24 protein-coding genes and 1 rRNA gene are annotated in these 26,696 nt (G+C 61.4%); 14 read left to right on the top strand and 11 right to left on the bottom strand.

What is annotated here, in order from left to right; translation table 11 throughout:
- From O0881_RS28920 to O0881_RS28930, 3 genes are read right to left on the bottom strand one after another with little or no spacing between them, the layout of a single operon-like run.
- The gene (locus tag O0881_RS28920) at positions 1-948 is read right to left on the bottom strand and encodes a FecR domain-containing protein (RefSeq protein WP_099666066.1); all 948 of its coding nucleotides are present in this window, start codon (positions 946-948) and stop codon (positions 1-3) included.
- Positions 941-1,498, bottom strand: a complete 558-nt coding sequence (locus O0881_RS28925) for an RNA polymerase sigma factor (RefSeq protein WP_035823145.1) — start codon at positions 1,496-1,498, stop codon at positions 941-943. The genes O0881_RS28920 and O0881_RS28925 overlap by 8 nt, the downstream gene beginning before the upstream one ends.
- Positions 1,499-1,500: 2 nt before the next feature.
- Entirely contained in the window at positions 1,501-2,163 is a 663-nt protein-coding gene (locus O0881_RS28930; protein ID WP_289914066.1) for a secretin and TonB N-terminal domain-containing protein, read from the bottom strand.
- Between the two features lie 260 nt (positions 2,164-2,423).
- Here O0881_RS28930 and O0881_RS28935 point away from each other — a divergent pair, with 260 nt between their 5' ends.
- From O0881_RS28935 to O0881_RS28955, 5 genes are all read left to right on the top strand, one after another.
- Positions 2,424-2,804 (top strand): hypothetical protein, encoded by a 381-nt coding sequence (locus O0881_RS28935; protein ID WP_289914067.1) that lies wholly within the window; start codon positions 2,424-2,426, stop codon positions 2,802-2,804.
- Positions 2,805-2,896: 92 nt separating this feature from the next.
- The gene (locus O0881_RS28940) at positions 2,897-5,245 is read left to right on the top strand and encodes a Tex family protein (protein ID WP_289914068.1); all 2,349 of its coding nucleotides are present in this window, start codon (positions 2,897-2,899) and stop codon (positions 5,243-5,245) included.
- 4 nt (positions 5,246-5,249) lie between these two features.
- A complete protein-coding gene (locus O0881_RS28945; protein WP_289914069.1) occupies positions 5,250-5,720 on the top strand; it encodes a GNAT family N-acetyltransferase in 471 nt (156 codons plus the stop codon).
- Positions 5,721-5,825: 105 nt separating this feature from the next.
- The gene (grxD, locus tag O0881_RS28950) at positions 5,826-6,137 is read left to right on the top strand and encodes a Grx4 family monothiol glutaredoxin (protein WP_034753766.1); all 312 of its coding nucleotides are present in this window, start codon (positions 5,826-5,828) and stop codon (positions 6,135-6,137) included.
- A complete protein-coding gene (locus O0881_RS28955) occupies positions 6,130-6,744 on the top strand; it encodes a UbiX family flavin prenyltransferase (RefSeq protein WP_289914070.1) in 615 nt (204 codons plus the stop codon). Before grxD ends, O0881_RS28955 begins: the two co-directional genes overlap by 8 nt.
- A 165-nt stretch (positions 6,745-6,909) precedes the next feature.
- On the opposite strand, the gene O0881_RS28960 is transcribed toward O0881_RS28955, so the two are convergent.
- Together O0881_RS28960 and O0881_RS28965 are read right to left on the bottom strand one after the other, a co-directional pair.
- On the bottom strand, positions 6,910-7,236 hold the full coding sequence (locus O0881_RS28960) for a hypothetical protein (RefSeq protein ID WP_099666061.1): 327 nt from the start codon (positions 7,234-7,236) through the stop codon (positions 6,910-6,912).
- An 89-nt stretch (positions 7,237-7,325) separates the two neighbouring features.
- Positions 7,326-7,733 (bottom strand): hypothetical protein, encoded by a 408-nt coding sequence (locus O0881_RS28965; RefSeq protein WP_034753756.1) that lies wholly within the window; start codon positions 7,731-7,733, stop codon positions 7,326-7,328.
- Positions 7,734-7,977: 244 nt separating this feature from the next.
- Here O0881_RS28965 and O0881_RS28970 point away from each other — a divergent pair, with 244 nt between their 5' ends.
- The 7 genes from O0881_RS28970 to O0881_RS29000 all read left to right on the top strand — a co-directional run bounded on the left by O0881_RS28970 (position 7,978) and on the right by O0881_RS29000 (position 15,117).
- The gene (locus tag O0881_RS28970) at positions 7,978-8,352 is read left to right on the top strand and encodes a hypothetical protein (protein ID WP_289914071.1); all 375 of its coding nucleotides are present in this window, start codon (positions 7,978-7,980) and stop codon (positions 8,350-8,352) included.
- A 94-nt stretch (positions 8,353-8,446) separates the two neighbouring features.
- Positions 8,447-8,851 (top strand): MerR family DNA-binding transcriptional regulator, encoded by a 405-nt coding sequence (locus tag O0881_RS28975; protein ID WP_289914085.1) that lies wholly within the window; start codon positions 8,447-8,449, stop codon positions 8,849-8,851.
- 124 nt (positions 8,852-8,975) lie between these two features.
- A complete protein-coding gene (locus O0881_RS28980) occupies positions 8,976-10,160 on the top strand; it encodes an isovaleryl-CoA dehydrogenase (protein WP_077398251.1) in 1,185 nt (394 codons plus the stop codon).
- Between the two features lie 53 nt (positions 10,161-10,213).
- A complete protein-coding gene (gene aceK / locus O0881_RS28985; RefSeq protein WP_289914072.1) occupies positions 10,214-12,013 on the top strand; it encodes a bifunctional isocitrate dehydrogenase kinase/phosphatase in 1,800 nt (599 codons plus the stop codon).
- A complete protein-coding gene (locus O0881_RS28990; protein ID WP_289914073.1) occupies positions 12,010-13,206 on the top strand; it encodes an acetyl-CoA C-acyltransferase in 1,197 nt (398 codons plus the stop codon). The genes aceK and O0881_RS28990 overlap by 4 nt, the downstream gene beginning before the upstream one ends.
- Positions 13,207-13,280: 74 nt before the next feature.
- Positions 13,281-13,949 (top strand): SDR family oxidoreductase, encoded by a 669-nt coding sequence (locus tag O0881_RS28995; RefSeq protein ID WP_289914074.1) that lies wholly within the window; start codon positions 13,281-13,283, stop codon positions 13,947-13,949.
- 40 nt (positions 13,950-13,989) lie between these two features.
- Positions 13,990-15,117 (top strand): acyl-CoA dehydrogenase family protein, encoded by a 1,128-nt coding sequence (locus O0881_RS29000; RefSeq protein ID WP_289914075.1) that lies wholly within the window; start codon positions 13,990-13,992, stop codon positions 15,115-15,117.
- Positions 15,118-15,568: 451 nt separating this feature from the next.
- On the opposite strand, the gene O0881_RS29005 is transcribed toward O0881_RS29000, so the two are convergent.
- From O0881_RS29005 to O0881_RS29020, 4 genes are all read right to left on the bottom strand, one after another.
- Positions 15,569-16,489 (bottom strand): YihY/virulence factor BrkB family protein, encoded by a 921-nt coding sequence (locus tag O0881_RS29005; RefSeq protein WP_289914076.1) that lies wholly within the window; start codon positions 16,487-16,489, stop codon positions 15,569-15,571.
- Between the two features lie 73 nt (positions 16,490-16,562).
- The gene (locus O0881_RS29010) at positions 16,563-17,642 is read right to left on the bottom strand and encodes an LD-carboxypeptidase (RefSeq protein ID WP_289914077.1); all 1,080 of its coding nucleotides are present in this window, start codon (positions 17,640-17,642) and stop codon (positions 16,563-16,565) included.
- An 89-nt stretch (positions 17,643-17,731) separates the two neighbouring features.
- Positions 17,732-20,485, bottom strand: a complete 2,754-nt coding sequence (locus O0881_RS29015) for a TonB-dependent receptor (RefSeq protein WP_289914078.1) — start codon at positions 20,483-20,485, stop codon at positions 17,732-17,734.
- Between the two features lie 221 nt (positions 20,486-20,706).
- A complete protein-coding gene (locus O0881_RS29020; protein WP_289914086.1) occupies positions 20,707-22,524 on the bottom strand; it encodes an ABC transporter substrate-binding protein in 1,818 nt (605 codons plus the stop codon).
- A 216-nt stretch (positions 22,525-22,740) separates the two neighbouring features.
- On the opposite strand from O0881_RS29020, the gene O0881_RS29025 reads away from it, so the two are divergent.
- Positions 22,741-23,979 (top strand): nucleoside recognition domain-containing protein, encoded by a 1,239-nt coding sequence (locus tag O0881_RS29025; RefSeq protein WP_034753725.1) that lies wholly within the window; start codon positions 22,741-22,743, stop codon positions 23,977-23,979.
- Between the two features lie 8 nt (positions 23,980-23,987).
- Entirely contained in the window at positions 23,988-25,490 is a 1,503-nt protein-coding gene (dacB, locus tag O0881_RS29030) for a D-alanyl-D-alanine carboxypeptidase/D-alanyl-D-alanine-endopeptidase (protein ID WP_289914079.1), read from the top strand.
- Between the two features lie 14 nt (positions 25,491-25,504).
- Here the strand turns inward: dacB and O0881_RS29035 are convergent, their stop codons facing one another.
- Positions 25,505-26,368, bottom strand: a complete 864-nt coding sequence (locus O0881_RS29035; protein ID WP_289914080.1) for a type II CAAX endopeptidase family protein — start codon at positions 26,366-26,368, stop codon at positions 25,505-25,507.
- Positions 26,369-26,588: 220 nt separating this feature from the next.
- Positions 26,589-26,696 (bottom strand): 5S ribosomal RNA (gene rrf / locus O0881_RS29040); the annotation flags it as partial.

Below are 26,696 nucleotides of genomic sequence, written 5' to 3' on the forward strand. Positions count from 1 at the left end.
CTAGCCAAACAGCACGATGCCGCCCGGCAGCCGCGTCACGCGCGCGCCATACGCGTCCTGGATCAGGGCGATCACGTCGTCGAGACGGTCGAGCGAAAAGCTCGCTTGCACGCGCGTGAGTTTCAAGGCGTCGCCATTGAGGATCAGCTTGCCGGGACGGTAGCGGTTCACCTCGTCCACCACCTCGGCCAGGGTGCTTTGCTTGAACACCAGCAAGCGCTGGCGCCACGCGCTGACGTCGCCCCTGGCCACCGCGCGGGCGATGCCGAAATGCTCGGGCCGGTAGCGCAGCTGCTGGCCGGCCGCCAGTTCCGCATCGTTGCCGGCCTGCGCCACGCGCAGGCGGCCCGCCAGGCACGTCACGCACACTTCCTGGCCGAACAGGCGGATATTGAAACGGGCGCTGCCGGCCGACACGGTGCCGTCGCCCGCCTGCACGCGCACGCGCGCCGCGCCGCGCAAGCCGGCCTGGAATTCCGCCTCGCCCGCCAGCAGCACCAGCGCCGCGGCGCCGTCCTGCACGGGCGCCGCGTCGAGGCGCGTCTGCGTATTCATCTGCACCAGCACGCCGCCATCGAGCGCCACTTCGCGCTGTTCGCCCGTGCCCGTGGCGTAGTCGGCGGCAAGACCCGCGACGGCCGGCCACAGGTCCATGGGCGGGCGCAGCACCAGCAAGCCCAGCGAGGCGGCCACGGCGCCGCCGAGCCAGGCGCGCCGCGCCGTGTTGACAGGCGCCTGCGCCCGCTTGACGGCGCGCGCGGCCGGCGCCATGGCGCCCCACACGGCGCGCGCCTCGGCAAACGCGTTGGCATGCTTGCGGCTGCGCGCGCACCAGTGGCGAAACACTTGCGCATCGCGCTCGCTGACCTGGCCCGAGGCCAGGCGCACGACCCACGCCTGCGCTTCCTTCTGGATGACACTCATGTCGTCTTCCGCTTGTTCAGTCATGATGTTTAGACGTTTTTCCCGCGCCGGGACCGAAGCGCTGAATGAAATCGCGTCCCATGCGCTCGCAGCAATGTTCCAGGCCGGCGCGCAATTCCTTCTCTACCGTGCGGGCGGAAATGCCGAAGCGCTCGGCGATATCGCGGTGCGGCAACTGGTCGACGCGGGCGGCGATGACGATGGCGCGCCGGCGTTTCGGCAACTCCTGCAAGGCCCGTTCCAGTTCTTCCAGTTCGGCGCGCGCGCTGAAGGTGCGGGCCGGGTCGGCCAGCTCGTCGGCCATCTCGTACAGGTCGTCGATATCCGGCAAGCTGAGCAGGCGCGCATTGTCGCGGCGTTGATCTTCCGCAATGTTGATGGCGATGCGCATCAAGTAGGCGGACGGGTAGCTGATGGCCTCGGGCGCATTCATCCGTTCGACCCGCAGATACGTTTCATGCAGCGCGTCATTGGCCAGGTCTTCCGAGCCCAGGCGGCGCTGCAAGTGGCGGCGAAACTGTCCGTAGCGTTCCAGGAACAGCTTGCGCAAGGTGGTTTTGAGCAATTCCGGCATGGTCAGGGCGCCCCGGCCAGCAGGTAGGGCGCGCAGTCGGCATCCGGATCGGGCCGCGGCGTCAATAAAATCGTCAGCGGCTGCGGCAAGCCCGCCGGTGGCGCGCCATCCATCAGCAGGCTGCGCAAACGCTGCAGCACGGCGCGGTCGCGCTGTTCCACGCCGCTCGGTTCCAGCACGTGTACGGCGCGCACCTTGCCCCGCTCGTCAAGCCACAGCTGGAAAGCCAGGCGGTAGCGGCCGAAGGCGTCCGGATGCAAGCGGCACAGGGCGCGCGTGAGCGAGCGCTGCAGGATGGCCGCATAGCCTTGCAACGGTAGCGCGGCAGGGGCGGCCTCGGCTGGCACGGGCGCCGGCGCCACGGGGACGTCGGCCAGCGCCAGCAAGGTAAACGCGTTGCTGCCGCTGAAGCGCGCGCCCAGCTGCGTGCCTGCCAGCAAGCGCTGCAGCGCTTCGGCCGGCGTGTAGTCGCCGCGCACGGGCGCTGCCACGCGACCGGCCGCCAGCTGGCTGCTGACGAGCACGGAATACCCGGTCACTTCGCCGAACGCCACCAGGGCCGCATCGAGCGGCTGGGCGGGCAAGTCGAAGCGCAGGGTCGAGTGCGCGCTGGCGTCAGCACCGTCCGCACCCGCAGCCGGCCGCACGAATGTCATCAATGTCATGAATGTCATCAGCAAGCAGGCGGACAGGGCATTGCCCGTTGCGGCGCGGCGGTGGCTTAGTGTCATTTTCCAGGGGAATCAACGAAAAATCCTGCTCATGAAGTGTCTTGACTGCAATGTTGTCTGCAGAATGGCAAGATGGTAGCTTCATAAAATGACAACTGCATGACATGGCATCGGCCCGCATGCCGGCCTGTGTCATCGCCGCGACATATGATCTTGCTATGCTGAACGCCTGATCCACCACTGCGGGAGCCACCATGGCACGCCTGTTATCACTATTGCTGCTGGCCTGCGCCGCCCTGCCCGCGCAGGCGGACGAGCACACCGTCGTCGTGAAGGCGGCCGCGCCGGAGAAGGGTTGCGTGGAAGTGGAAGTCAATGGCAAGCGCGCGCAATCGATGTCTTGCTTGAATGAAAAATTATTGCCAGATAGCAACACCGTGAACCGGCAGCCGCCCGCCCTGTCCGGCGCGGAAGCGATCATGCAGCGCCCGTCGAACCAGCTGGGCCTGTACAACCGCGCCGCCCTCGAACACCGCATGGGCAATGCCTTTGGCAAATCCGTCACGCCGCAGCGCCCGCCGCCGCCGACGCCCGCCAGCCCGCTGCTGCCGGCCCCGCTGCTGCCACCCCGTTAGCTGTTGTCAACGCACAGTCCATTTGCGCTGTCAAGATTGCGCAATCGCGCCGATTGCGTATCATTCCAGGCTTGATCGCTCTGGAAACAACCATGCTGCCCACTATCGAACAACGTCTTGCCCTTGAACTTGCCGCCAAACCGGTGCAGGTTGCCGCCGCCATCGAACTGCTCGACGAAGGCGCCACCGTGCCCTTCATCGCCCGTTACCGCAAGGAAGCGACCGGCGGCCTCGACGATATCCAGCTGCGTCTGCTCGAAGAGCGCTTGCGCTACCTGCGCGAGCTGGAAGAGCGGCGCGCCGCCATCGTGGCCTCGATCACGGAACAGAACAAGATGACGCCCGAGCTGCTGGACGCCGTCATGCACGCGGAAGACAAGACGCGCCTGGAAGACTTGTATCTGCCATACAAGCAAAAGCGCCGCACGAAGGCGCAGATCGCCATCGAAGCGGGCTTGATGCCGCTGGCCGACGGCTTGCTGGACAATCCGGAACTGACGCCGGAAATGGAAGCGGGCAAGTTCCTGCGCGAAGCGTTCACGAGTGCCGACGGCAACAACCCGGGCGTGGCGGACACCAAGGCGGCCCTCGACGGCGCGCGCCAGATCCTGATGGAGCGTTTCGCCGAAGATGCAACCCTGCTGCAAACCTTGCGCGAATACGTGCAGGAACACGGCATCGTCGAATCGAAAGTGGTGGAAGGCAAGCAGGACGAAGGCGAAAAATTCGCCGATTATTTCGATTACTCGGAAACCATTTCCACAGTGCCATCGCACCGCGCGCTGGCGCTGCTGCGCGGCCGCCGCGAGGGCATCCTCGACGTCACCCTGCGCCTGGATACGGAGGCGGAAAAACCGAAATGGGATGCGCCGCACAACCCGTGCGAAGGCCGCATCGCCGCCCGCTTCGGCATCAAGCAACAGGGCCGTCCGGCCGACAAATGGCTGGCCGATACGGCGCGCTGGACCTGGCGCGTGAAAAGCTTCATGCATCTGGAAACGGAACTGATGGGCGCGCTGCGCGAACGCTCGGAACTCGACGCCATCAACGTCTTCGCCACCAACCTGAAAGCGCTGCTGCTGGCCGCGCCCGCCGGTCAGCGCGCCACCATGGGCCTGGACCCTGGCTTGCGCACGGGCGTCAAGGTCGCCGTGGTCGATGCCACCGGTAAAGTGGTCGACACGGCCGTGATCTACCCGCACCAGCCGAAGAACGACTGGGATGGTTCCTTGCATACCTTGGGCCGTCTTGCCGCCAAGCACAATGTGTCCCTGATTTCCATCGGCAACGGCACCGCCTCGCGCGAGACGGACAAGCTGGCGCAGGATTTGATCAAGCAGCATCCGGAAGCGAAGATGACGAAGATCGTCGTCTCGGAAGCGGGCGCGTCGGTGTATTCGGCGTCCGAGTTCGCCTCGAAAGAGTTGCCGGACATGGATGTGTCCCTGCGCGGCGCCGTCTCCATCGCCCGCCGTCTGCAAGACCCGCTGGCCGAACTGGTGAAAATCGACCCGAAATCGATCGGCGTGGGCCAGTACCAGCATGACGTGAGTCAAAGCCAACTGGCCCGTTCGCTCGATGCCGTGGTGGAAGATTGCGTGAACGCCGTGGGCGTGGACGTGAACACGGCGTCGGCGCCGCTGCTGGCGCGCGTCTCCGGCCTGTCGGCCAGCGTGGCGCAAAGCATCGTCACCTACCGCGACATGAAGGGCGCGTTCGCCTCGCGCGCGGCGCTGAAAGCCGTGCCGCGCCTGGGCGACAAGACCTACGAACAGGCAGCGGGCTTTTTGCGCGTGATGGGCGGCGAAAATCCGCTGGACGCCTCGGCCGTCCACCCGGAATCGTACCCGCTGGTGGAAAAGATCCTGGCCGATATCAAGAAGGATATCAAGGCTGTCATCGGCGAAACGGCGCTGCTGAAAACACTCAGCCCCGCCAAGTATGCGGATGAAACCTTCGGCGTGCCGACCATTTCCGATATCTTGAAGGAACTGGAAAAACCGGGCCGCGATCCGCGTCCGGAATTTACGACGGCCACCTTCAAGGAAGGCGTGGAAGAAATCCGCGACTTGCGTCCGGACATGATTCTCGAGGGCGTGGTCACCAACGTGGCCGCCTTTGGCGCCTTCGTCGACATCGGCGTGCACCAGGATGGCCTCGTGCACATCTCGGCCCTGTCGAACACCTTCGTCAAGGACCCGCACACGGTGGTCAAGGCGGGACAAGTCGTGCGCGTCAAAGTGCTGGAAGTCGACGAGAAGCGCAAGCGCATCGCGCTGACCATGCGTTTGACGGATAGCGCGCCGCAGGCGGGCAGCAAGCCGGAGCAACGTGGCGACCGCAACGACCGCCGCAGCATGGCGCAGCACCAGTCGCAGTCGCGCAACGCGCCGGAACCGGCCGGCAGCATGGCCGCCGCGTTCGCCAAGCTGCGCGGTTAAGTTCGTGGCCGCCGGGCAGGACCTTGTCATCCTGGCGGCGGACGCGGCCGGCCCGGATGCGCAGCTGCTGCTCGACGAATTGTCGGAAGCATTGCTGCGCATCAATGGCGACAGCGGCCGTTCTTCCTTCGATGCCGAGGCGGCCACGCCGCGCGGCGGTTTTTATATTGCCCGCGATGGCGCCGGTGAACTGCTGGGCTGCGCCGCCCTGCGCCCGCTGGGCGGGCCGGACAGCTCCACGGCAGAACTCAAGCGCATGTATGCGCGCCCCGGCCAAGGTGGCCTGGGCGCGGCCCTGCTGGCCCATGTGGAGGCGCAGGCGCGCTGCTTCGGCTATGCGCGGCTGCACCTGTCCACCCGCGTGGCGAATACCCGCGCCGTGGCGTTTTATGCCAAACACGGCTATGCACCCGTCGTTGCCTGGGGCAAATACGTGGGCGCGGCACAATCGGTGTGCTTGGGCAAACAGTTATAAGCGTCAACGTGGCTGACTTGCCCGATTTATGACTTGAGCGCATACCCGTGCCGGCGTTTTCTTATAAAATGACGGCATCTATTTATTTACCCATCAGAGGCAGCTATGAGCGACGTACAAACCTGGATCAAAGAAACCGTGACGAACACGCCAGTCGTGCTGTTCATGAAGGGCACGGCCCAGTTCCCGCAGTGCGGCTTTTCCGGCCGCGCCATCCAGATCCTGAAAGCATGCGGCGTGGAAAACATCGCTACCGTCAACGTGCTGGATGACCCGGAAGTGCGCCAAGGCATCAAGGATTACTCGAACTGGCCAACCATTCCGCAGCTGTATGTCAAAGGCGAGTTCATCGGTGGTTCCGATATCATGAATGAAATGTTTGAATCGGGCGAACTGAAGTCCCTGCTCGATGCCTGATAGTCAACAGCAGCGGCCGCGCCGTATCGTCGTGGCCATCACGGGCGCCACGGGCGCCGTGTATGGCTTGCGGCTGCTGCAATTGCTCGGCGCCATCCCCGGCGTCGAGACGCATCTGGTCTTGTCGGATGCAGCCGTATTGACCCTGCACCAGGAAACGGGCGTGGGGCGCAAGGACATCGAAGCGCAGGCGCACGTGGTGCACAAGCTGCGCGACATCGGCGCAAGCATCGCCAGCGGCTCGTTTCAATCGGATGGCATGGTCGTCGCGCCGTGCTCGATGAAGACCCTGGCGGCCGTGGCCCATGGCCTGTCGGATAATTTGATCACGCGGGCAGCCGATGTGGTGCTCAAGGAGCGCCGCCGCCTGATCCTGATGGTGCGCGAAACGCCGTTCAACCTGGCGCACCTGCGCAATATGACGGCCGTGACGGAAATGGGCGGCATCATCTTCCCCCCACTACCCAGCTTTTATCACCACCCGCAAAGCATTGCGGAGATGGTCGACCATACGGTAGCGCGCGTCATCGACCTGCTGGGCATCGAGCACAGCCTGGCGCCGCGCTGGAATGGTTTGAAAGCCTCAGACCAGTCAACAACAAACTAACAGACTACATCACCAACTACGCACGTCACGATGCCTGACAAAAGCGTAGCGAGCGGCAGTGATTTGCGGCCGAGAAATGCAACCGTACTTTAGTACGGGGGCGCCGAGCCGGTGAGCATCGCAAACTACCTATGCCGACGCGCAGCAGCTTTGGTCAGGCATCCCTCACCGCTTGTCGAACTGGTGGGCACTGGCCTGCTTCAAATCCCTGGCTTCTTCAACCATCCTGCGGTGGGCGATCCGTTTGCGCATCACTTCCGCATGTTGCGCGGCAGTCATGGGGGGCACGGTCATCAAGTCCTTCAGCTGCGCGGTATTGCTGTAGTTACTTTTCATAAGACGGCTCAAATGCTCGGCTCCGTAGTGGATGAACTGGCTGCTTCTGATGTGATTATGCGCTGGTATTGGCCGCTGCGCCGCTGCGCGCGGGATTATTGTCAAATAATTCCGCTGCAGCGCAACATGCGAGGTCTTATTGTGCGACAAAATCATGTCTCCAGTATGACGTTGCGCAAATAAAAGGACAGGAAGAGCGCCGCCAGCGAAAGGCGGACGGCGCCGGCCGGGGATGGCCTGAATGCTTACTTTTGGTAGTTGACTCTGACCAGCATGCGAATAAATTCTCGCGCGATTTGACGATGATGTTCATCCAATCTTTGCAAATCGGCAATTAATTTCACATCGGCGGACTCAAACCGCGACAAAGCGCTGCCCGCTTCGCCATTCGGCGTGGCGCTTTCCGGGCCGCCAAAACGCAACCATTCCGCCGGAACGCCCAACCATTGGGCAATCATGCGCAATTTCTCTTGCGTCGGAATTGCTTCACCTACTAACCATTTCCTAGCTGCATGCACGGTAATCGGGCGCCCGTCGAAACGGATATTGAATTCCCGGGCCAGTCTGGTCGGGCTGTCTGGAGAATAATGGGCGTTTTTGAGAGCCAACTGAAGTCGCTGGCTGAAGCTTTCGCGTTCGTTAGAAGAATTCATAGGTGTACTATTTCATGTTGTAACATGAAAGTCAGTTTCTTGAATGACCATACAGAATGTTACATTTGAAAAGAGCATCAATTAACAATTAACACTCCGGCCGGGCTTTCCGGGTAGAAAAGTGGGCCGAATTTTCTCTTGTGATTCTGCGTGGCTTCGGGTCAAATTCGCGGCTGGCCTTGATTTTCGCACTGCAGCACGATTCAAAGCCTCGGTTTGGCATTACAACGTACGGTATCGGATAATGCCCTCCTCTACCGATGTACGCAATGCCCATGTCATACAATTTCTTGTAGACAAAGTTTTCAGAAGGGCCATTTTGTTTCCAACATGGAAACGATTCGAACAACGTGCTCAGAGTGAAACGTTGTTTTTTGATCGTGCCGGTTGGAAAGAATCTGCGCCCGAAAAATTTTACTGCCATCGCAGCGAAAAGAATGTCGCTGTTATGCCAGGAAAGCTCTTTTTGGTGTCATCTTGGCCACCAACTCTCGATCTTAAGCGCGTTTGCGCCAGAAGAATCAATTTATTTTCAGTAACTGTTGCCTTATTCGCCAAATTCCCCTGTCCACGTCCTCTTTTTTCTTTGTTGCAGCACGGGCAGGGCACGCTACAATAGTATTGACGTTGACGTAAACGGCACTTTGCCCCCCATTACCCTGCAGCACCCATCCAGCGACCGACCACCCATGCAACCGACACCGCCCGCAGCAATGACGACCTATACCATTACCGAACTGGCGCGGGAATTCGACATCACGGCGCGCGCCATCCGTTTCTATGAAGACCAGGGCTTGCTCAGTCCGAAACGCGAAGGCGCGGGCGGGCGCAGCCGCGTCTACACGCCGCGCGACCGCACCCGATTGAAACTGACCCTCCGCGGCAAGCGCCTGGGCCTGGCGCTGTCGGAGATCAAGAGCCTGGTCGACATGTACGAGTCGCCGAAGGACACGCGCGCGCAGATGGACCGCTTCCTGGGCGTGCTGGCGCAACACCGGCAAACCCTGGAACAGCAGCGCATCGATATCGAAATGGCACTGGCGGAAATCAGCGCGCATGAAGACGCTTGCGCGCACATGCTGGCGGACTTGAACCTGGATAAGGCGCAAACCAGCTAGGCAGCGATGCGGCGGCGCAGGCCGCGCGCGCATCGCTTTACGTTTACGTAAACGTCACAACTGAGTATCATAGCTTCACTGACCCGGCATCCATGACCGCCACACTTATAACGACGAGGACGACATGCTCCATCTCCCAGGCTTGACCTTTGACCACGGCGAAGACATCGCCTCGCTGCGCGAAGCGATCCAACAATTTGCCGCCGCCGAAATCGCGCCGCGCGCGGCCGAGATCGACCGCACCGACCAGTTCCCCATGGACCTGTGGCGCAAGATGGGCGATATGGGCCTGCTCGGCATTACCGTCAGCGAAGAGTACGGTGGCGCCGGCATGGGTTACCTGGCGCACATCATCGCCATGGAAGAGATTTCGCGCGCCTCGGCTTCCGTCGGCCTGTCCTACGGCGCCCACTCGAACCTGTGCGTGAACCAGATCAAGCGCAACGGCACGGCTGAACAAAAGGCCAAGTACCTGCCAAAGCTGATCACGGGCGAACACATCGGCGCGCTGGCCATGTCGGAACCGAACGCGGGTTCGGACGTCGTCAGCATGAAGCTGCGCGCCGACTTCAAGGGCGACCGCTGGGTCTTGAACGGCACCAAGATGTGGATCACCAACGGCCCCGATGCGGACGTGCTGGTGGTGTACGCGAAAAACGACCTGGAAGCGGGTCCGCGCGGCATGACGGCGTTCCTGATCGAAAAGAATTTCAAGGGCTTTTCCATCGCGCAAAAGCTCGACAAGCTGGGCATGCGCGGCTCGCACACGGGCGAACTGGTGTTCCAGGATTGCGAAGTGCCGGCCGAAAACGTGCTGGGAGGCCTGGGCAAGGGCGTCAACGTGCTGATGTCGGGCCTCGACTTCGAGCGCACCGTGCTGTCCGGCGGCCCGCTGGGCATCATGCAGGCTTGCATGGACCTGGTCGTGCCTTACGTACATGACCGCAAGCAATTCGGCCAGCCCATCGGCGAATTCCAATTGATGCAGGGCAAACTGGCCGATATGTATTCGACCATGATGGCGTGCAAGGCATATGTGTATGCCGTGGGCCAGGCGTGCGACCGCGCCACCACGCCGGAAGCCGTGCGCCAGTTGCGCAAGGATGCGGCCGGCGCCATTCTGTATAGTGCGGAGAAGGCGACGTGGATGGCGGGCGAAGCGATCCAGGCCCTGGGCGGCAACGGCTACATCAACGAATTCCCTGCCGGCCGCCTGTGGCGCGATGCCAAGCTGTACGAAATCGGCGCCGGGACCAGCGAAATCCGCCGCATGCTGATAGGCCGCGAACTGTTTGCGGAAACCAAGTAAGCACGGGCGCGCGGCTATCGACTGGGTGAAGAGCTATTTATGCGAGCACAGCTATGACGCACATTGCCTTCCCCAAACTGCTCTCTTCCCAGATTGCATTCGATATCGCGCGCACCATCCGCGACGGCTTCGACAAGCATTACCGCCTGTTCCGCGAAACCAGCCAGCAAGCCAAGCAGTATTTCGAGCAAGGCGCCTGGGCCGCGGCACAGACGGCGGCCCGCGAACGCATCGACTTTTATGACAAGCGCGTGCAGGAATGCGTGCAGATGCTCGAAGATGAGTATGAAGAGTCGGAGTTGAGCGATGAAGTGTGGCGCGAACTCAAGCTGCACTACATCGGCATGCTGACGGAACACAAGCAGCCGGAACTGGCGGAAACCTTCTTCAATTCCGTCTGCTGCAACATCCTGCACCGCACGTATTTCAATAACGACTATATTTTCGTGCGTCCCGTCGTGTCCACGGAATACATCGAAACGCAAGACCCGGTCCCCACCTACCGCGTGTATTACCCGGGCAAGGACGGCTTGCGCCACACCCTGACGCGCATGCTGACGCACTTCCAGCTGGATTGCGCATTTGCCAACCTGGAGCGTGACGTGGCCCAGGTGGAAGCGCGGCTGCAGCAGCTGTTCGGCGGCGACAGGATCGAACCGAACCACCAGATCCAGGTCTTGACCAGTTTGTTCTACCGCAACAAGGGCGCCTATCTGGTCGGCAAGGGCATCAACGGCAACCGCGAATACCCGTTTGTCGTGCCCATCCTGCACAACCGTCACGGCAAGCTGGTGCTCGACACGGTGCTGTTCGAGCAACAACAGATCGCCGTGCTGTTTTCGTTTACGCGCGCGTATTTCCTGGTCGATATGGAAGTACCGTCGGCCTACGTGCAATTTCTCCGAAGTTTGCTCCCGCGCAAGCCGCGCAGTGAGATTTATACGATACTGGGCTTGCAAAAACAGGGCAAGACGCTGTTTTACCGCGACTACCTGCAGCACTTGAAACACTCGTCGGACCACTTCGAAAGCGCACCCGGCATCCGCGGCTTGGTGATGCTCGTGTTTGCCCTGCCGTCGTTTCCGTATGTCTTCAAGGTGATCAAGGATTTTTTCCCGCCGCCCAAGGAAACCACGCGCGCGCAAGTCCAGCAAAAATATTTGCTGGTGAAACACCACGACCGGGTGGGCCGCATGGCCGACACGCTCGAGTATTCCAACGTGGCCTTTCCCCGCGCCCGTTTTGCCGAGGAATTGCTGGCCGAGATGAAACAGTTCGCCCCCTCGCTGATCGAAGAAGACCGCGAACAGATCATCATCCGCCACCTGTACATCGAGCGGCGCATGGTGCCGCTGAACATGTGGCTGAGCAATGCCGAGAAGGAAGGCCGCGACGACCTGGTCGAACACGCCATCGTCGAGTACGGCAATGCCATCAAGGAATTGGTGGCGGCGAATATCTTTCCGGGCGACATGCTGTATAAAAATTTTGGCGTCACGCGTCATCAACGTGTCGTTTTTTACGATTACGATGAAATCGAGTACATCACCGATTGCCAGTTCCGCGTCATTCCCCAGGCGCGCACGGAGGAAGAAGAAATGTCGGCCGAACCTTGGTATCCCATCGGCAAGCACGATGTGTTTCCCGAACAATTCAGCACCTTCCTGCTGGGCAATCCCCGTATCCGCACCTATTTCATGCAGCACCATGCCGACCTGTTGACGGCGCAATATTGGCAGGCGCGCAAACAGCGCATCGAAGACGGCCATATCGAGGACGTCTTCCCTTATCCGCAGCACCTGCGTTTTTGTATGCAGTCATCATCCCCACCCCTAACCGGAGATCCAACATGAATGATCCAGTCGTAATCGTCGGTGCCGCGCGCACCCCCATGGGCGCCTTCCAGGGCGACTTTGCCAACGTCACCGCCAGCGACCTGGGTGCCGTGGCCATCCGCGCCGCCGTGGAACGGGCCGGCGTGGCGCCGGATGCCGTGGAACACGTGTTTTTCGGCAATTGCCTGATGGCGGGCCAGGGCCAGGCGCCAGCGCGCCAAGCCTTGCGCAAGGCTGGCTTGCCCGATTCCACGGGCGCCGTGACCCTGTCGAAAATGTGCGGCTCGGCCATGCAGACGACCATGTTCGCGCATGACACCTTGCTCGCCGGCAGCGCCGACGTGGTAGTGGCGGGCGGCATGGAATCGATGACCAACGCCCCTTACCTGGTACCGAAGGCGCGCGGCGGCTACCGCATCGGCCACGGCATGATCTATGACCACATGATGATGGATGGCCTGGAAGACGCCTACAGCCGCGATGAAAAGGGCAACGCCCGCTCGATGGGCACGTTTGCCGAAGAGTGCGCCAGCCAATATCACTTCACGCGCGAAGCGCAGGATGCCTTCGCCATCGAATCCGTCAAACGCGCGCAAGCGGCCACCAAGGATGGCAGTTTCGAATGGGAAATCGTGCCCGTGACCGTGTCCGGCCGCGGCGGCGACACCATCGTCAGCATCGATGAAGGCCCGCAAAAAGCCCGCCTGGAAAAAATCCCGACCTTGAAGGCGGCGTTCAAGAAGGATGGCACCATCACGGCCGCCTCGTCTTCGTCGATCAACGATGGCGCGGCAGCCCTCGTGCTGATGCGCGAATCGACGGCGAAAAAACTCGGTTGCACCGTCATCGCGAAAATCCACGGCCACGCCACGCATGCGCAAGCGCCGAACGAATTCACCACGGCCCCCATCGGCGCAGTGAAAAAACTGTACGCGAAAACGGGCTGGAACAGCAGCAATGTGGACTTGTTCGAGATCAATGAAGCGTTCGCGGCCGTGCCGATGGCCGCCATGCACGACCTCGACATTCCACACAGCAAGATCAACATCCACGGCGGCGCGTGCGCGCTGGGCCACCCGATCGGCGCCTCGGGCGCGCGCATCATCGTCACCCTGCTGGGCGCCCTGAAAAAAACCGGCGGCAAGCGCGGCGTGGCAGCCCTGTGCATCGGCGGCGGCGAAGCGACGGCGATGGCGATCGAACTGGTATAAGCTCTTCCTGAGCACGGGCGCGCACCGCAGTTCACGGTGCGCGCCCTTTCATTTTATTTTCAGGGAGAAAACATATGCCTACCGCATTGATCATCGGCGCCTCGCGCGGCATCGGCCACGAAATCGTCCGTCAATACCGTCACGATGGCTGGCGTGTCATCGCCACGGCCCGCACACCGGACGCTTGCGACGCCCTCAAGCAACTGGGCGCGGAAGCGCACCAGCTGGACGTGACGGACGTGGAAGGCTGTGCCGGCCTGGGCTGGAAACTCGACGATGAAAAGCTCGACGTGGCCATCCTCAACGCGGGCGTGTACGGCCCCCGCCACGACGGTTTCCCCGCGCAAGCCGATTTCGACCTCGTCATGCACACGAACGTGCTGGCGGCCATGCGGTTGCTGCCGATCCTGGCGCCGCTGGTGGCCAACGCGAAAGGCAAGCTGGCCGTGCTGTCCTCGCACATGGGTTCCTTGAGCGAGCGGGGCAATCCCACCGGTTCGCTGTACCGCGCCAGCAAGGCGGCCCTGAATTCCGTGCTGATCGACACTGCCCTCGTGCATGGCCCGCAAGGCGTCAGCTGCGTGGCTTTCCACCCGGGCTGGGTGCGCACGGACATGGGCGGCTCCGGCGCCGATATTTCCCCCGAGGAAAGCGCTGCCGGCATCCGCGCCACCCTGGCCAGCCTGCCGGCCACGGACAAGGCCGTGTTCCGCAACTACGATGGCAAGCCCATCGGCTGGTAACTCCCTGAATTCACGATAAAAACAAACGAGACGACGTCCCATGATACTCAATGAAGAACAGACCATGATCCAGGAAGCGCTGCGCAGTTTTTCGCGCGAGCGCCTGGCGCCCAACGCGGCCCGCTGGGACAAGGAACATCATTTCCCGAAAGAAGAATTGCAGGAACTGGCCGCGCTGGGCGCCTTTGGCGTGGCCGTGCCGGAAGCGCTGGGTGGCGCCGGCCTCGACTACGTGTCCCTGGCTCTGGTGCTGGAAGAAATCGCCGCCGGCGATGGCGGCACCTCGACCATCATTTCCGTCAACAATTGCCCCGTGTGCAGCATCGCCATGATGTACGCCAACGATGCGCAAAAGGAACAATGGCTGCGTCCGCTGGCGCAAGGGACCATGCTGGGTGCGTTTTGCCTGACGGAACCACACACGGGCAGCGACGCGTCCGCCCTGCGCACGACGGCCACGCGCGACGGCAATGACTACGTGATCAACGGCACGAAGCAATTCATTACCAGCGGCAAGTATGCGGACGTGGCCATCGTCATGGCCGTGACCGACAAGGCGGCTGGCAAGCGCGGCATCAGCGCCTTCTGGGTGCCGACGAACACGCCCGGCTACATCGTGGCGGGACTGGAACAGAAGATGGGCCAGCATTCGTCGGACACGGCGCAAATCCTGTTCGAGAATTGCCGCATCCCGGCGGAAAATATGATCGGCGAAGAGGGACAAGGCTACAAGATCGCCCTGTCCGGCCTGGAAGGCGGCCGCATCGGCATCGCCTCGCAAGCCGTCGGCATGGCGCGCGCCGCGTACGAAGCGGCGTTAAGTTATGCGCGCGAGCGCGAAAGTTTCGGCAAGCCCATCTATGAACACCAGGCCGTGCAATTCCGCCTGGCCGACATGGCCACGCAGATCGAAGCGGCGCGGCAACTCATACGCCACGCGGCGGCCATGAAGGATGCGGGATTGCCGTGTTTAAAAGAAGCGGCCATGGCCAAGCTGTTTGCGTCGGAAATGGCGGAAAAAGTCTGCTCGGACGCCATCCAGGTGCACGGCGGCTACGGTTATGTATCCGACTTCCCCGTCGAGCGCATCTACCGCGACGTGCGCGTGTGCCAGATTTATGAGGGGACCAGCGATATCCAGAAGATACTCATCGCCAGAGCTTTATAAGCAAGGAAAGAAGGCGCGTGAAGCGGTAAAAGTCTCGGCGCCTTGAGCAACCGTCGCGAGCAAGCTCGATGTCGGCTTGAGTAACGCCGAGTCGAGAACGGGCTGCGCAGTAGGTTGCCCAAGGCGCCAGCCACAGACGAAAAAAAAGCCCGCGGTCGCGGGCTTTGTTCCAATGTATTACCAATGCTTTAATCGTGTCATGGACGCCAGTGCTATCTGCAAAGTGCCTCCTGATTTTCGGACTCCCATGCTATCTGCATGGTGACTCCAAGTGTAAATCGACCAACGTATCCGGAATTACAAAAATCCACTCTTTCGCACTGTCACGCCATCGACATTACACCTGTCGGTCGCCGCGCTGAGCCTGGATAGTGAGACTATTCGCAAGCGAATCTCAATCACTGAACGGAGTATAGCACAGCTTTTTGTGCAGTGCAATAATCTTTTTAAATCAAGTCCTTAGCGCCAGCGGCTTGTCTTCTTCGCCGCCTCGCACCACCCTTTCGTACTCGGAAATCACTTGCGCGCCCAGCAGCAGCAAGGTGGCGCCTATTTCCAGGCTGAACATGACGACGATGGCCGTCGTCATCGAGCCATACACGATATTGACCTGCGACAAGGTGGAAAAATACCAGACCAGCACATGGCGCGCGATTTCCCACAGCAGGGCCGCCGTCACGCCGCCGATCAGCGCATGCGTGATCGACAGCCGTCCGACGGGCATGACCAGGTAGATTGAGCTGAGCACGAGGATTTCCCCCGCCAGCCCCAGCAAATACAGCAACACGCCGGACACGCCTTCCAGGCCCCAGTCGTGGCGCAAGAAGCGCACGCTTTCCTCGCTCATCACCTGCAAGCTGCCCGCCACCAGGGTGATCAGCAAGATACCCACGCCCAGGCACAGGATGTAGCAGTACGGCAACACGGCGGAAATGAGGAAATGGCGGCGGCGGATGGCCACGCGGTGAATGAAAATCACGCTCATGGCGTTTTCCAGCACGGTAAACGCCAGCGAACTGAAAAACAGCATGGTCAGCAGCAAGAGCCAGCCGATCACGCCCCGATTGTTGAGGAAATGCGCCACTTCCGCCACGATAGCCTTCGATTGCCCGGGCACCAGCCATTCCAGGTAATGGCCGATTGTCTGCAGCAATTCGTCCTGCGCGATCACGTGCGACAGGGCCACCACCACCAGCATCAGCAAAGGCACGATGGACAGCAGCGAGTAATACGCGACGGCGCCCGCCAGCAGCAAGCCCTGGTTGGCGCGAAAGCCCTTCAGCACCTGCAGCACGAAGGCCAGCGGGTGGCTCAAAATGTAGGCGCTGGCGCGGCGGTTGATCATGAGCAAACCGTTCAAGGATGCCGGCATGGCCCGATGCCTTGCCGCACATGCCCCTAGCATACTGACTATCCCCGTACTGTGCCGTGCGCGAACGAACAGACTAGCTCACGGCGGCTTCCAGCAAGGTCAAGGTTTGCCGATCCGCATCCAGGGTGGCGAGGATGCCCATCGGTATCGTGAACTGGTGGCGGATGTGGCCAAACGAATAGCCGCTGACGGCCGGCACCTTCAATGGCAGCAAATGCTGGTCCAGGGTGGCATCGAGGGTCAGCGCCGTGTCGCCCTCGGCCGCCTCGCAATGCTCGAAGATGCCCAGCATCAATGCCGCCGCCGTGTTGAAGCCCACGGACAGGTCGAGCTGGCACAGCATGCGGTCGATGCGGTACGGTACTTCATTGATTTCTTCGAGGAAAAGGATGTGCTCGCGGAAATCGGCCGCATACGGCGTGCCGGCCAGCGCGCTGACCATGCACAGGTTGCCGCCCGTCAAGCGTCCCGTCGCCTGGCCGCCGTGCACGGTGCGGATGGCGAAGTTCGGCTGCGTCTGCGCGCGGCGGTGGTTGTCCAGCGCCATCGGGATCGTGTAACTATCTTGCGGCGTCATCAGCACATTGCGCAGCTGCGTCACCGTGTAATCGGACAACGTGGATGACGCCACGGGGCCGTGGAACGTCACCAGGCCCGTCTGGCGGCCGATGGCCAGGTGCAGCGCCGTGATGTCGGAATAGCCGATCAGCACTTTCGGGTTGCGCTGGATCAAGCCATAGTCGAGCAGCGCCAGCAGCGAAATGCAACCGGAGCCGCCGCGGATGGCCCACACGGCCTTGACGTCCGGGTCGCGGAACGCGGCGTGCAAGTCGTCCAGGCGCTGCTGCACCGTGCCCGCATAGTTGCCGTGCACGGCGCGGATGTTCGCGCCCAGGCTGGCGCGCAGTCCCAGCGATTCGATATTGCGCTGGGCCTTGGCGATGGACTCCTCATCCGTAAAACCGCCCGGTGCGATGATGGCGACCAGGTCGCCGTCGCGCAGGCGCGCCGGTTTGATCAATGCGTGTTGCTGTTGCATGCGTTTTCCCTTCCCTTGCGCGGCCGCCGCCCATGCCGGTGTGCCTGCCGCCCCGAGGGTGGCGGCCAGCAAGCCGCCGAAGTGGCGCCGGCTGAGATTGGTCTGACTGGACATGCGGCCCTTTCCTGGAATAAAAAACGGCGACGCCAGGCGCCGCCGCACGAGGTTAGCATGCCGGCGGGATCGCCGCCGGCATGGTTGCCTTACATGAACTTGTACTTCAGCTGGAACGACAGCGAACGGCCGCGCGGGTCGGCCACGCGCGGGTCCCAGCCGGCGCCCACCACTTCATCCACGTTGTGCGCGGTGAACGGTGGATCGCGGTCGAACAAGTTCTGGATGCCCACGGTGATGGTGGTATTTTTGAAGCCCGTGTACGTGCCCGACAAGTTATACGTCGTGTAGCTGGACACGTCCGGCTTGAAGCCCGGTGGCGGCGCGCCCTTGCCGCCATTCGGCACCTGGTCCTTGTAGCCCGACGAAAAACTCTGGATCAGCAAACCGCTCCAGTCGCCGCGCGATACGCCGAAGCTGGCATTGTGTTTCCAGCGCAGGTACAGGTCGCGCGTATAAAACTTGCCGACCAGTTCCTGGTATTCCTGGCCTTGATATTCCGCAAACTTGAAACTGTCCATATACGTGCCATCCAGGGTCGCCGTCCATTTCGCGTCCCGGATCTTGCCTTCGCCGCGCAAGCCCACGTCCAGCCCGCGCACGCGGCTGCCTGCCGCGTTGATCCAGCCCGCCTGCACGTACTCGATGGTGCCGTCCGGATTGCGGTGGATGTACTGGTTCAGCGCCTGGTAGTTGGTCAGCACGATTTGCGGCGTACGGTTCAGAATGCGGTCCTTGGTGTTGATGGCCCAGTAGTCGAACGAAGCGGAATAGCCCTTCACCGGTTCGATGACGATACCGACGCTGCCCTGCTTCGACGTTTCCGGTTTCAGGTTGGTATTGCCGCCCGTCTTGTAGTCAAGGCGGTCGATGGCGCAGTATTCGGGCACGCCCGGATGCTTGGCGCAGCCTTCCTGGTCGATCACGCCGTTCGGCAATTCCTGGCTCAGCGAACCGGAGTACAGCTGCTGGAAGCTTGGCGCGAGGAAACCTTTGCTGGCCGAACCACGGAACAGCAGGAAGTCCGTCGGCTGGTAGCGGAAGGCCACTTTCGGATTCGTCGTCGCGCCCACCAGGCTGTAATCATCGCGGCGGATGGCCAGCTGCATTTCCAGGTCCTTCGTGACCGGCACCAGCAATTCGGCATACACGGCCTTGACGGTACGGCTGGCATCTTTCAATGCGGCATTGCCTGGCGCCAGCAGGATCTGGATGGCGTCGACATCTTGCCCGAAGCTGTAGCCTTCGCGGCGCAAGTCAAAACCGGCTGCCATGGCCAGCGCACCGGCCGGCAGCTGGAACAGCTCGCCCGAGACGGAACCATCGATCTGCGTCAGGGTTGTCTTGCCATGTTGGAAGTCGCCACGGAACTTGGTCGATTCGATCAATTGCTTGGCCGCTTCCGTCTGGCTCTGGCCGGCGCCCACCCACGGATTGATGATGCCCGTCGCCAATGCCGCGTACAGCTTGTCCGTATAGGAATAGCCATCCGTCAGCTTGGTCTTGGTGCTGCTTTCGGCGCGCGAAATGCCGGCCTTGTAATCCCACTTGCCAAAGTTACCCTCAAAGCCCACCAGCACGCGGGCATTGTCGGTCGTGTTTTCCTGCGTGCGGTTCCCCACGTCATTGGCGCGCCATTTGTAGGAAATCGGCTTGGTCTTGTCGAACGACGGGATGTAGGCCGACAGGTCCTGGTAATACGCGCCGCCGACCGGATACAGATTCTTGTTGGCGATGGTCGCCTGCACCTGCATCGGCGTCAAAATGGCCGTGGCCTTGGTGCGCGAACCGAGCACTTCGACAAACATGCGGTGGTCTGGCGCCAGCTGGAACGTACCGCGCGACAACAGATTGGCCCGTTCGACGGGGAATTGCAGCACATAGTCGGCGCCATAGTCGTAGGCGCAGGAATATTTGGTGCGCAGCGGCGAGGTCACGTCTTTCCACAGCTCCGTCTGGTACTGCGACATGCCGGCGATGCTGTCGCACTTGCCCTGGAAGCTCAACGGATTGGCTTGCAGGTATTTATTCGCGTCGCCGGGCAGCTGGAACGAGGCGCCCAGCGCCGTGCCGGCACCCGCCATCTGGTTGGCGAACGGCGTGCCCGTGGTATCGGGCGACAGGCCACGGCCCGGCTGGTAGCCGTTGACGAAGGAACGGTCGCTGCCGTTCAGGCGCTGCGCCTTGTCGACGGTCAGGCTGGCCATGATGTTGTAGCGATCGCTTTCCAGCGAGCCCGTGCCTGCCAGCAGCGAAGCGCGGCGCGTGGCGCCGCCGCCTGCCTGCGTATCGTTGGTGGAAACGGACGCTTCCACGCCGCTGTAATTGGTTTTCAGAATGAAATTGATCACGCCGCCGATGGCGTCCGTGCCGTAGATGGCCGAGGCGCCATCCTTGAGGATTTCCACACGCGAAATTGCACCCAGCGGAATGGAGTTCAGGTCGACCGACTTGCCGCTGGCGCCATGCGTGGCGATGCGGCGGCCGTTCAACAGCACCAGGGTGCTCGATGGTCCCAGGCCGCGCAGCGAGGCGAACGAGGCGCCGCCGCTGACACGGTCGGCATCGGCGCCAAACACGTTATTGCCCGAAGTCATGTTATCGGCGCCCGTGCCATTCGCCGACAGGGTGCGCACCAGTTGCTCGGTCGTCGTGATGCCCTGCTTTTCGATCTGATCAAAGGTGATGACTTGCACCGGCAGCGCGCCTTCCTTGGCGACGCGCTTGATGCTGCTGCCCGTGACTTCGACCCGTTGCATTGCTGGCGCCGCCGCTTCCTGTGCCATCACCGGTCCCACCACCCCCATCAATGCCACCAATTGCGCTAGCTTCTTCAATTTCACGGGTCTCTCCTTTATTTGGGCAATCGAAACTTGAGTTCTCAAGTCAGGCTGTTTTTTTTCACGTCGCAACTGTCTGTCTCGCAGTACATTTTTTTATGACATTTGCGCATGACTTTATTTGTTTTCATTTTCAGAGTAGCGCGATGCATCCGGGCCCAGCCAATGAAAAATGCTTTCCTAACCATAACTTTTTGGAATGAATGCCCTTTTCAGCGACATGGTCACTTGCCTGCGGGGCTAGCCCTGGTTTTGTCCACGTCCAGATAACGCCAGGACGTGAATTCCACGGGGTGGCGCCTGTAGTTTTTTAGCCACGGTTGCTGCAGGTCGGCAGAGATGGGATGCGTCAGCAACACCCACGGCGTGTAAGCGTGGATCAGCTGAAACAGGTCGAAGTACAGACTGCGTCGGCGCGGCGTATCGGATAGCAGGCGCGCCTCCTCATAGCGTTTATTGTAATCGGGCAAGTTGAAGCGGGCATAGTTGGCGCGGCCAACGTTGCCGCCGTACAACAATTGCATAAAGTTATCGCCATCGGGGAAGTCGGCGATCCAGTTGGTCTCGAACATCTGCACCTTGCCCAGGCGCGAGGCCTTGATGATTTCCGTCTTCTTGTCGCTTTTAAACTCCACACGCACGCCGATGGCGTTCAGGTTGCGGCGCCACAACTCATCGCGCAAGCGTCCCACCGTGCTCGGTTCCGTATGCATGGTCAGGATCAGGGGCGTGCCGTCCGGCTGCGTGCGGAAACCGTCGGCGCCCGCCTTGTAGCCGAAGCGGTCCAGCAAGGCGCGCGCCAGCGCGGGATCGTAGCCGACGGGGCTGCGGTACTGCCTGTCATAGCCGAGCACATTCGGCGGCAGCGGCGACTGCGCCGGCAAGGCCAGTCCTTTTTTCAGCAGAGCGATGTCTTCGCGGCCGTTGTAGCTGAGGGCGATGGCGCGCCGCAGGGCCAGCTTGTCCTTGCTCATGCCGCCCAGCACGGGGTCGTCCATGTTCATCCACATGTAATACGTTTGCAGCACGGGAAAGCGCGTCAGCTGCAAGCCCTTGGTGGCCAATGCCGGTTTCAGCGCGCCGTTTTCCAGCACCATGTCCGTCATCGATTCCGGCACTTGCTCCAGGTAATCGAATTCACCCTTCAAAAAACCCAGCATGCGCGATTGATATTCCTCAACGATGCGCACCTCGATGCGCTCGACCAGCGGCAAGCGCTGACCTTCCAGCGCGGTGGCGATGGCGCGCGCATCGACCGGCAAGGCGGCCAGCGCCTTGGCCTCCGTATGGAACACGGTGGCACGGAAAGTCGGGTTGGCCTGCAGCACGATCTTGTCGCTGCGCTTCCACTCCTTCACGAGGAACGGCCCCGTGCCCACGGGGTGGTTGCCGATCTGTCCTGCCGCCGGGTACGCTTCGGCCACTTCGCGCGCCACCACGGCTGTCGCCGGCATGGCCAGGTAAAACAGGAAGTTCGGATCGACGCCGTTCAGGCGGATGCGCAGGGTGTATTTGTCCAGCGCCTGCAAGCCGGCGATCGGCGTGTCGTAGCTGAACTTGGTTTTCAGGGCGGCATCGCCCACCAGCTTGTCTTCCAGCAAGAATAACCACGGCGACTTCAGGCTGGGGTCATACAGGCGCGTCAGGCTGTACACATAATCCTGCGCCGTCACTTCGCGCGGCTGGCCCTTGAAAGCGGGATCTTGTGTAAAGAAGATGCCGGGCTGCAAGTGAAAGGTGTACGTGCGCCCGCCATCTTCCACCGTCGGCATGGCGCGCGCCGTATTGCCCTGCAGCTGCACGGGGCGCGCCAGGTAGTCATAGCGCAGCAGCGGATCGAAGATGTTTTCCATCAAGTTCAGGCTGGCCAGATCGGACGCCACGGCCGGGTCCAGGCCCGTCTCGCTGGTGCTCAAAAACAGGTGTAGGGTCTTGTTCGCGCGGGCCGTGCTGGGGGACGCAGCATCGGCGGCGTGGGCCGGTACATTCAACAGCGTCAACAGGGCCAGGCCGGCGGCGCAGGCGGTTTTGCGTAAAAACATCATCAGTGATCCAGTGCAGACAAGGTAACGAACAGCGATTAGCGACAGGCATCCCCCACACTACGCGGGCAAGCTACGGGGCGCCAATGAAAACAGGCTGCCAGCTTATAACTTTTTGGCATGCGATTGCTGCATTCTTTCATCAACTCGTATCGGGCTGCCCCTATACTTTGTTTGCAGACATTTTTTACTCCCGACACACAGAACTGATCGCATATGGCACTTAATTACATCTGGTCCGGCTTTTTCCTCGTTGGCTTCCTGGCCGCAGTGCTGCAGTGGCTGTTTCTCGGCGATACCGATATCTTCAAGCGCATCATCGATGGCACCTTCGAGACGGCGCGCATGGGCGTGATGGATATCGCCCTGCCGCTGGCCGGCGTGATGACCTTGTGGCTCGGCATCATGAACATCGGCGAAAAAGCGGGCATCGTCGGCTGGCTGGCGAAAGTGATCGCCCCCTTCTTTTCGCGCATCTTCCCGGAAATTCCGAAAGACCATCCGGCCACGGGCCACATGGTGATGAATTTCTCGGCCAACCTGCTGGGCCTGGACAATGCGGCCACGCCCTTCGGTTTAAAAGCCATGGAAAGCCTGCAAACCTTGAACCCGAACAAGGAAGAGGCGACGAATGCGCAAATCATGTTTTTGGTGCTGCACACCTCGGGCCTGACCCTGATTCCGCTGGCCATCATGGCGCAGCGCTCCATCCTCGGCGCGGCCGACCCGTCCGACATCTTTATCCCCTGCATGATCGCCACCTATGTGGCCACCATGGTCGGCATCATCACGGTGTCCATCAAGCAACGCATCAACTTGCTCAACAGGGTCGTGCTGGGCTGGATGGGCGGCATGACGAGCGCCATCGTCGCCATGATCTGGTATTTCACGCAATACCTGACGAAACAGGAAATCGAGCTGGTCTCGAAGGTGGTCAGCAACCTGGTATTGATCAGCGTCATCGCCATCTTCATCATCGGCGCCCTGCGCAAGAAGGTGAATGTGTATGACGCGTTCATCGAAGGAGCAAAAGGCGGCATCCAGACCTCGATCACCGTGATTCCCTATCTGGTCGGCATGCTGGTGGCCATCAGCGTGATCCGCAACGCGGGCGTGTTCAATTTCCTGATGAGCGGCATGAACTGGTTCTTCGCCAACCTGGGCATCAATACAGACTTCGTGCCCGCCTTGCCGACGGCCATGATGAAGCCGCTCAGCGGCTCCGGCTCGAAAGCCATGATGATCGACGCCATGAATACCTACGGCGTCGACTCGTTTGTCGGCCGCCTGGCCTGCGTCTTCCAGGGTTCGGCCGACACCACCTTCTATATCGTGGCCCTGTATTTCGGTTCCGTCGGCATCCGCAAGACGCGCTATGCGATCACGGCCGGCCTGATCGCCGATCTGGCTGGCGTGATCACCGCCGTCTTCGTTGCCTACGTCTTTTTCCACTAAGGAGCACCATGTTACATCCTGTTCTGATGGCTGCGCTGTTGGCGGGTCTGGGCCTGTCGACCGCCCACGCGCAATTGCCCGAATCCGTCAGCCTGCTGCTGCGCAGCGCGAATATCCCGGAAGACGCCATGGGCGCCATCGTCTTGCGCGGCAACACCACCGTGCTGTCGCATGGCGCCGAGCGCAGCATGCAGCCCGCTTCCACCATGAAGCTGGTGACGACGGCCGTGGGCCTAGAGCAGCTCGGTCCCATCTTCCGCGGCCGCACGGAATTGCGCACCAGTGCCGACGTCATCAATGGCGTGCTGAAGGGAGACTTGATCCTGCGCGGCGGCGCCGATACGGATTTCAATGCGGACGTGCTCGCGCACATGCTGCAAACCCTGCGCAACCAGGGCATCGTCAAAATCAAGGGCGATCTGATTCTCGACCGCCAGCTGTTCCAGCCGGCCCGGCCCGACATCGGCGCCGCGCCCTTCGACGAGTCGGCCGAGTTCCGCTACAACGTCATCCCCGATGCCTTATTGCTGAACACCAATCTGATCGATATCAACATCAGTGCGACGGAACGGCAATTGAGCTTCCAGATGCAGCCGCCGCTGGAGAATGTCAGCATCACGAGCGACATGAAACTGGTCAAGGGCAGTTGCGCCAAGTGGGAAGATGGCTGGCGCCCGCCCGAATACCGGCGCGATGCGAGCGGCAAGCTGCAGGTGATACTGCACGGCACCTTCCCGCAAAACTGCAGCAAGGCCACCAGCATCAATGTGCTCGATCGCAACGATTATGCGGACCGCTTGTTCCGTGCCACCTGGAAACGCCTCGGGGGCACGATCACGGGCACGGTGCGCGAAGCACCAGGCACAGGCTTGCCGCCGACGGCCGAACCTGTCGGCACGCGCATGCTGGCCGACCACGTGGCGCGCGCCTTGCCGGAGGTCTTGCGCGATATCAACAAGACCTCTGATAACACCCTCGCCCGCACCCTGTTCCTGAGCCTGGGCAGTTTGCAAAGCGATGGCTGGCTGGGCAGCCGCCCCGTCGCCATGGCGGCGCCGGAAGATACGGCCAGCCGGGCGCGGCAAGTCATCCAGGAATGGTTCCAGCGGCACCATATCGATACCCAGGGCATGCTGGTCGACAACGGTTCCGGCTTGTCGCGCACGGGACGCATTGCGCCGGCGCAAATGGCCGGCGTCTTGCAGGCAATGCAGCAAAGCCCATGGGCGCCCGAGTTCCAGTCCAGCCTGCCCATCGTGGCGCTGGACGGCACCATGCGCAAGCGCCTGTTGAACAGCCTGGCCGCCGCGCGGGCCCGCATCAAGACGGGCACCTTGAAAAATGTCGTGGCCATCGCCGGCTACGTGCCCGACGCCAACAACCAGCAATGCGTGGTGGTCGCCATGATCAATAGCGACCTGGTGGGTAACGGCAATGGCCGCGCGGCCGTCGATGCGCTGATCGAGTGGGTCGCCAGGAGCGGCGCTACGCCGGCAGTGGCCGGACAATAAGGCCGCCAGGTGAACTAGTCCCGCGACGTGCCCGGTGCACTGGCAAAAGCCAGGCGCAGCACGTACGCGGCGACGGCGCCGATCAGCAAGACGGTCACCAGCGAACCTTCCACGCCGAAGGCGCCGCCGGTCAGCACGGCATTGCCAGCCAGTTCGCCGCGCAGCAGACCATCCGTGGCCGCATGGCCCGATACGGTCGAGGAGAATACCTGGCCGACGCAATAATTCCAGCCGATATGCGTACCGATACACACCCACAGCCGGCGCGTCTTCATATACAGCGCCGCCTGCAGCACGCCATACGCGACAAGCGCGATGATCGCCAGCAGCGAAAAGCCGGCATTGGGCAAATGGGCCAGGGCAAATACCAGGGATGAGATCACGATGGCAGCCTTGTTGCCCAGCGCACGTGCCGTCACGCCGAACAGGATGCCGCGAAACATCATCTCCTCGGCCATGCCGACCAGCACCAGTTCGGCCAGAGGGAGCAGCAACAAGACGCTCAGGGCGTTGACGCCGCTAAACTGATACACGCCCAGCGCAGCCAGCACACCGAAGGTCAGGGCGACCAGTCCGGCGCCGAGCAGCAATCCGCGTCCCAGTTCCCCCGCCATGCCCGGTATCGCCAGTTCTGCCGGCTGGCGCTTTTCGATGCGCCTCACATAGAAGCGGTAGCCAAACCACACCAGTACCGCCGCCAGCAACTGCGGCCACAGGATGCGGTAAGGCTTGTCCACCAGCTGGGAAGCGAGGCCCATCACCAGCGGTACAGCGGCAAAGGTGAGAACCATCCCAAGCACGATCTGCACCAGGGGATAGGCCATCAGGCGCGCCAGGGGGGATTTCTTCGTTGCCATGCTCAGGGTGCTGTCCATCATCGCTTTCCTCGTGGGTTGTCAGGGAGTGGCTGCTGCTTTCTTGTTTCATGTAGCGATAGTAACAGCATTTATATAAGCACTTATGTAAATATCGAAGGATGTTGTATTTTGTGCACTCTTGGTGAATGAGCGAAAGCGGGAGGGGGAACAGCAAGGAATCAGCAGACGAAAAAAAACCCGCTCATTGCTGAGCGGGTTTTTCTCTTACTGCGAATAACAAGCCTGACGATAACCTACTTTCACACTGGTTGCAGCACTATCATCGGCGCAAAGTTGTTTCACGGTCCTGTTCGGGATGGGAAGGGGTGGGACCAACTTGCTATGGTCA

Origin of the sequence: Janthinobacterium sp. SUN100 (genome assembly GCF_030397705.1) — a bacterium.
GTDB lineage: Bacteria > Pseudomonadota > Gammaproteobacteria > Burkholderiales > Burkholderiaceae_D > Janthinobacterium > Janthinobacterium kumbetense.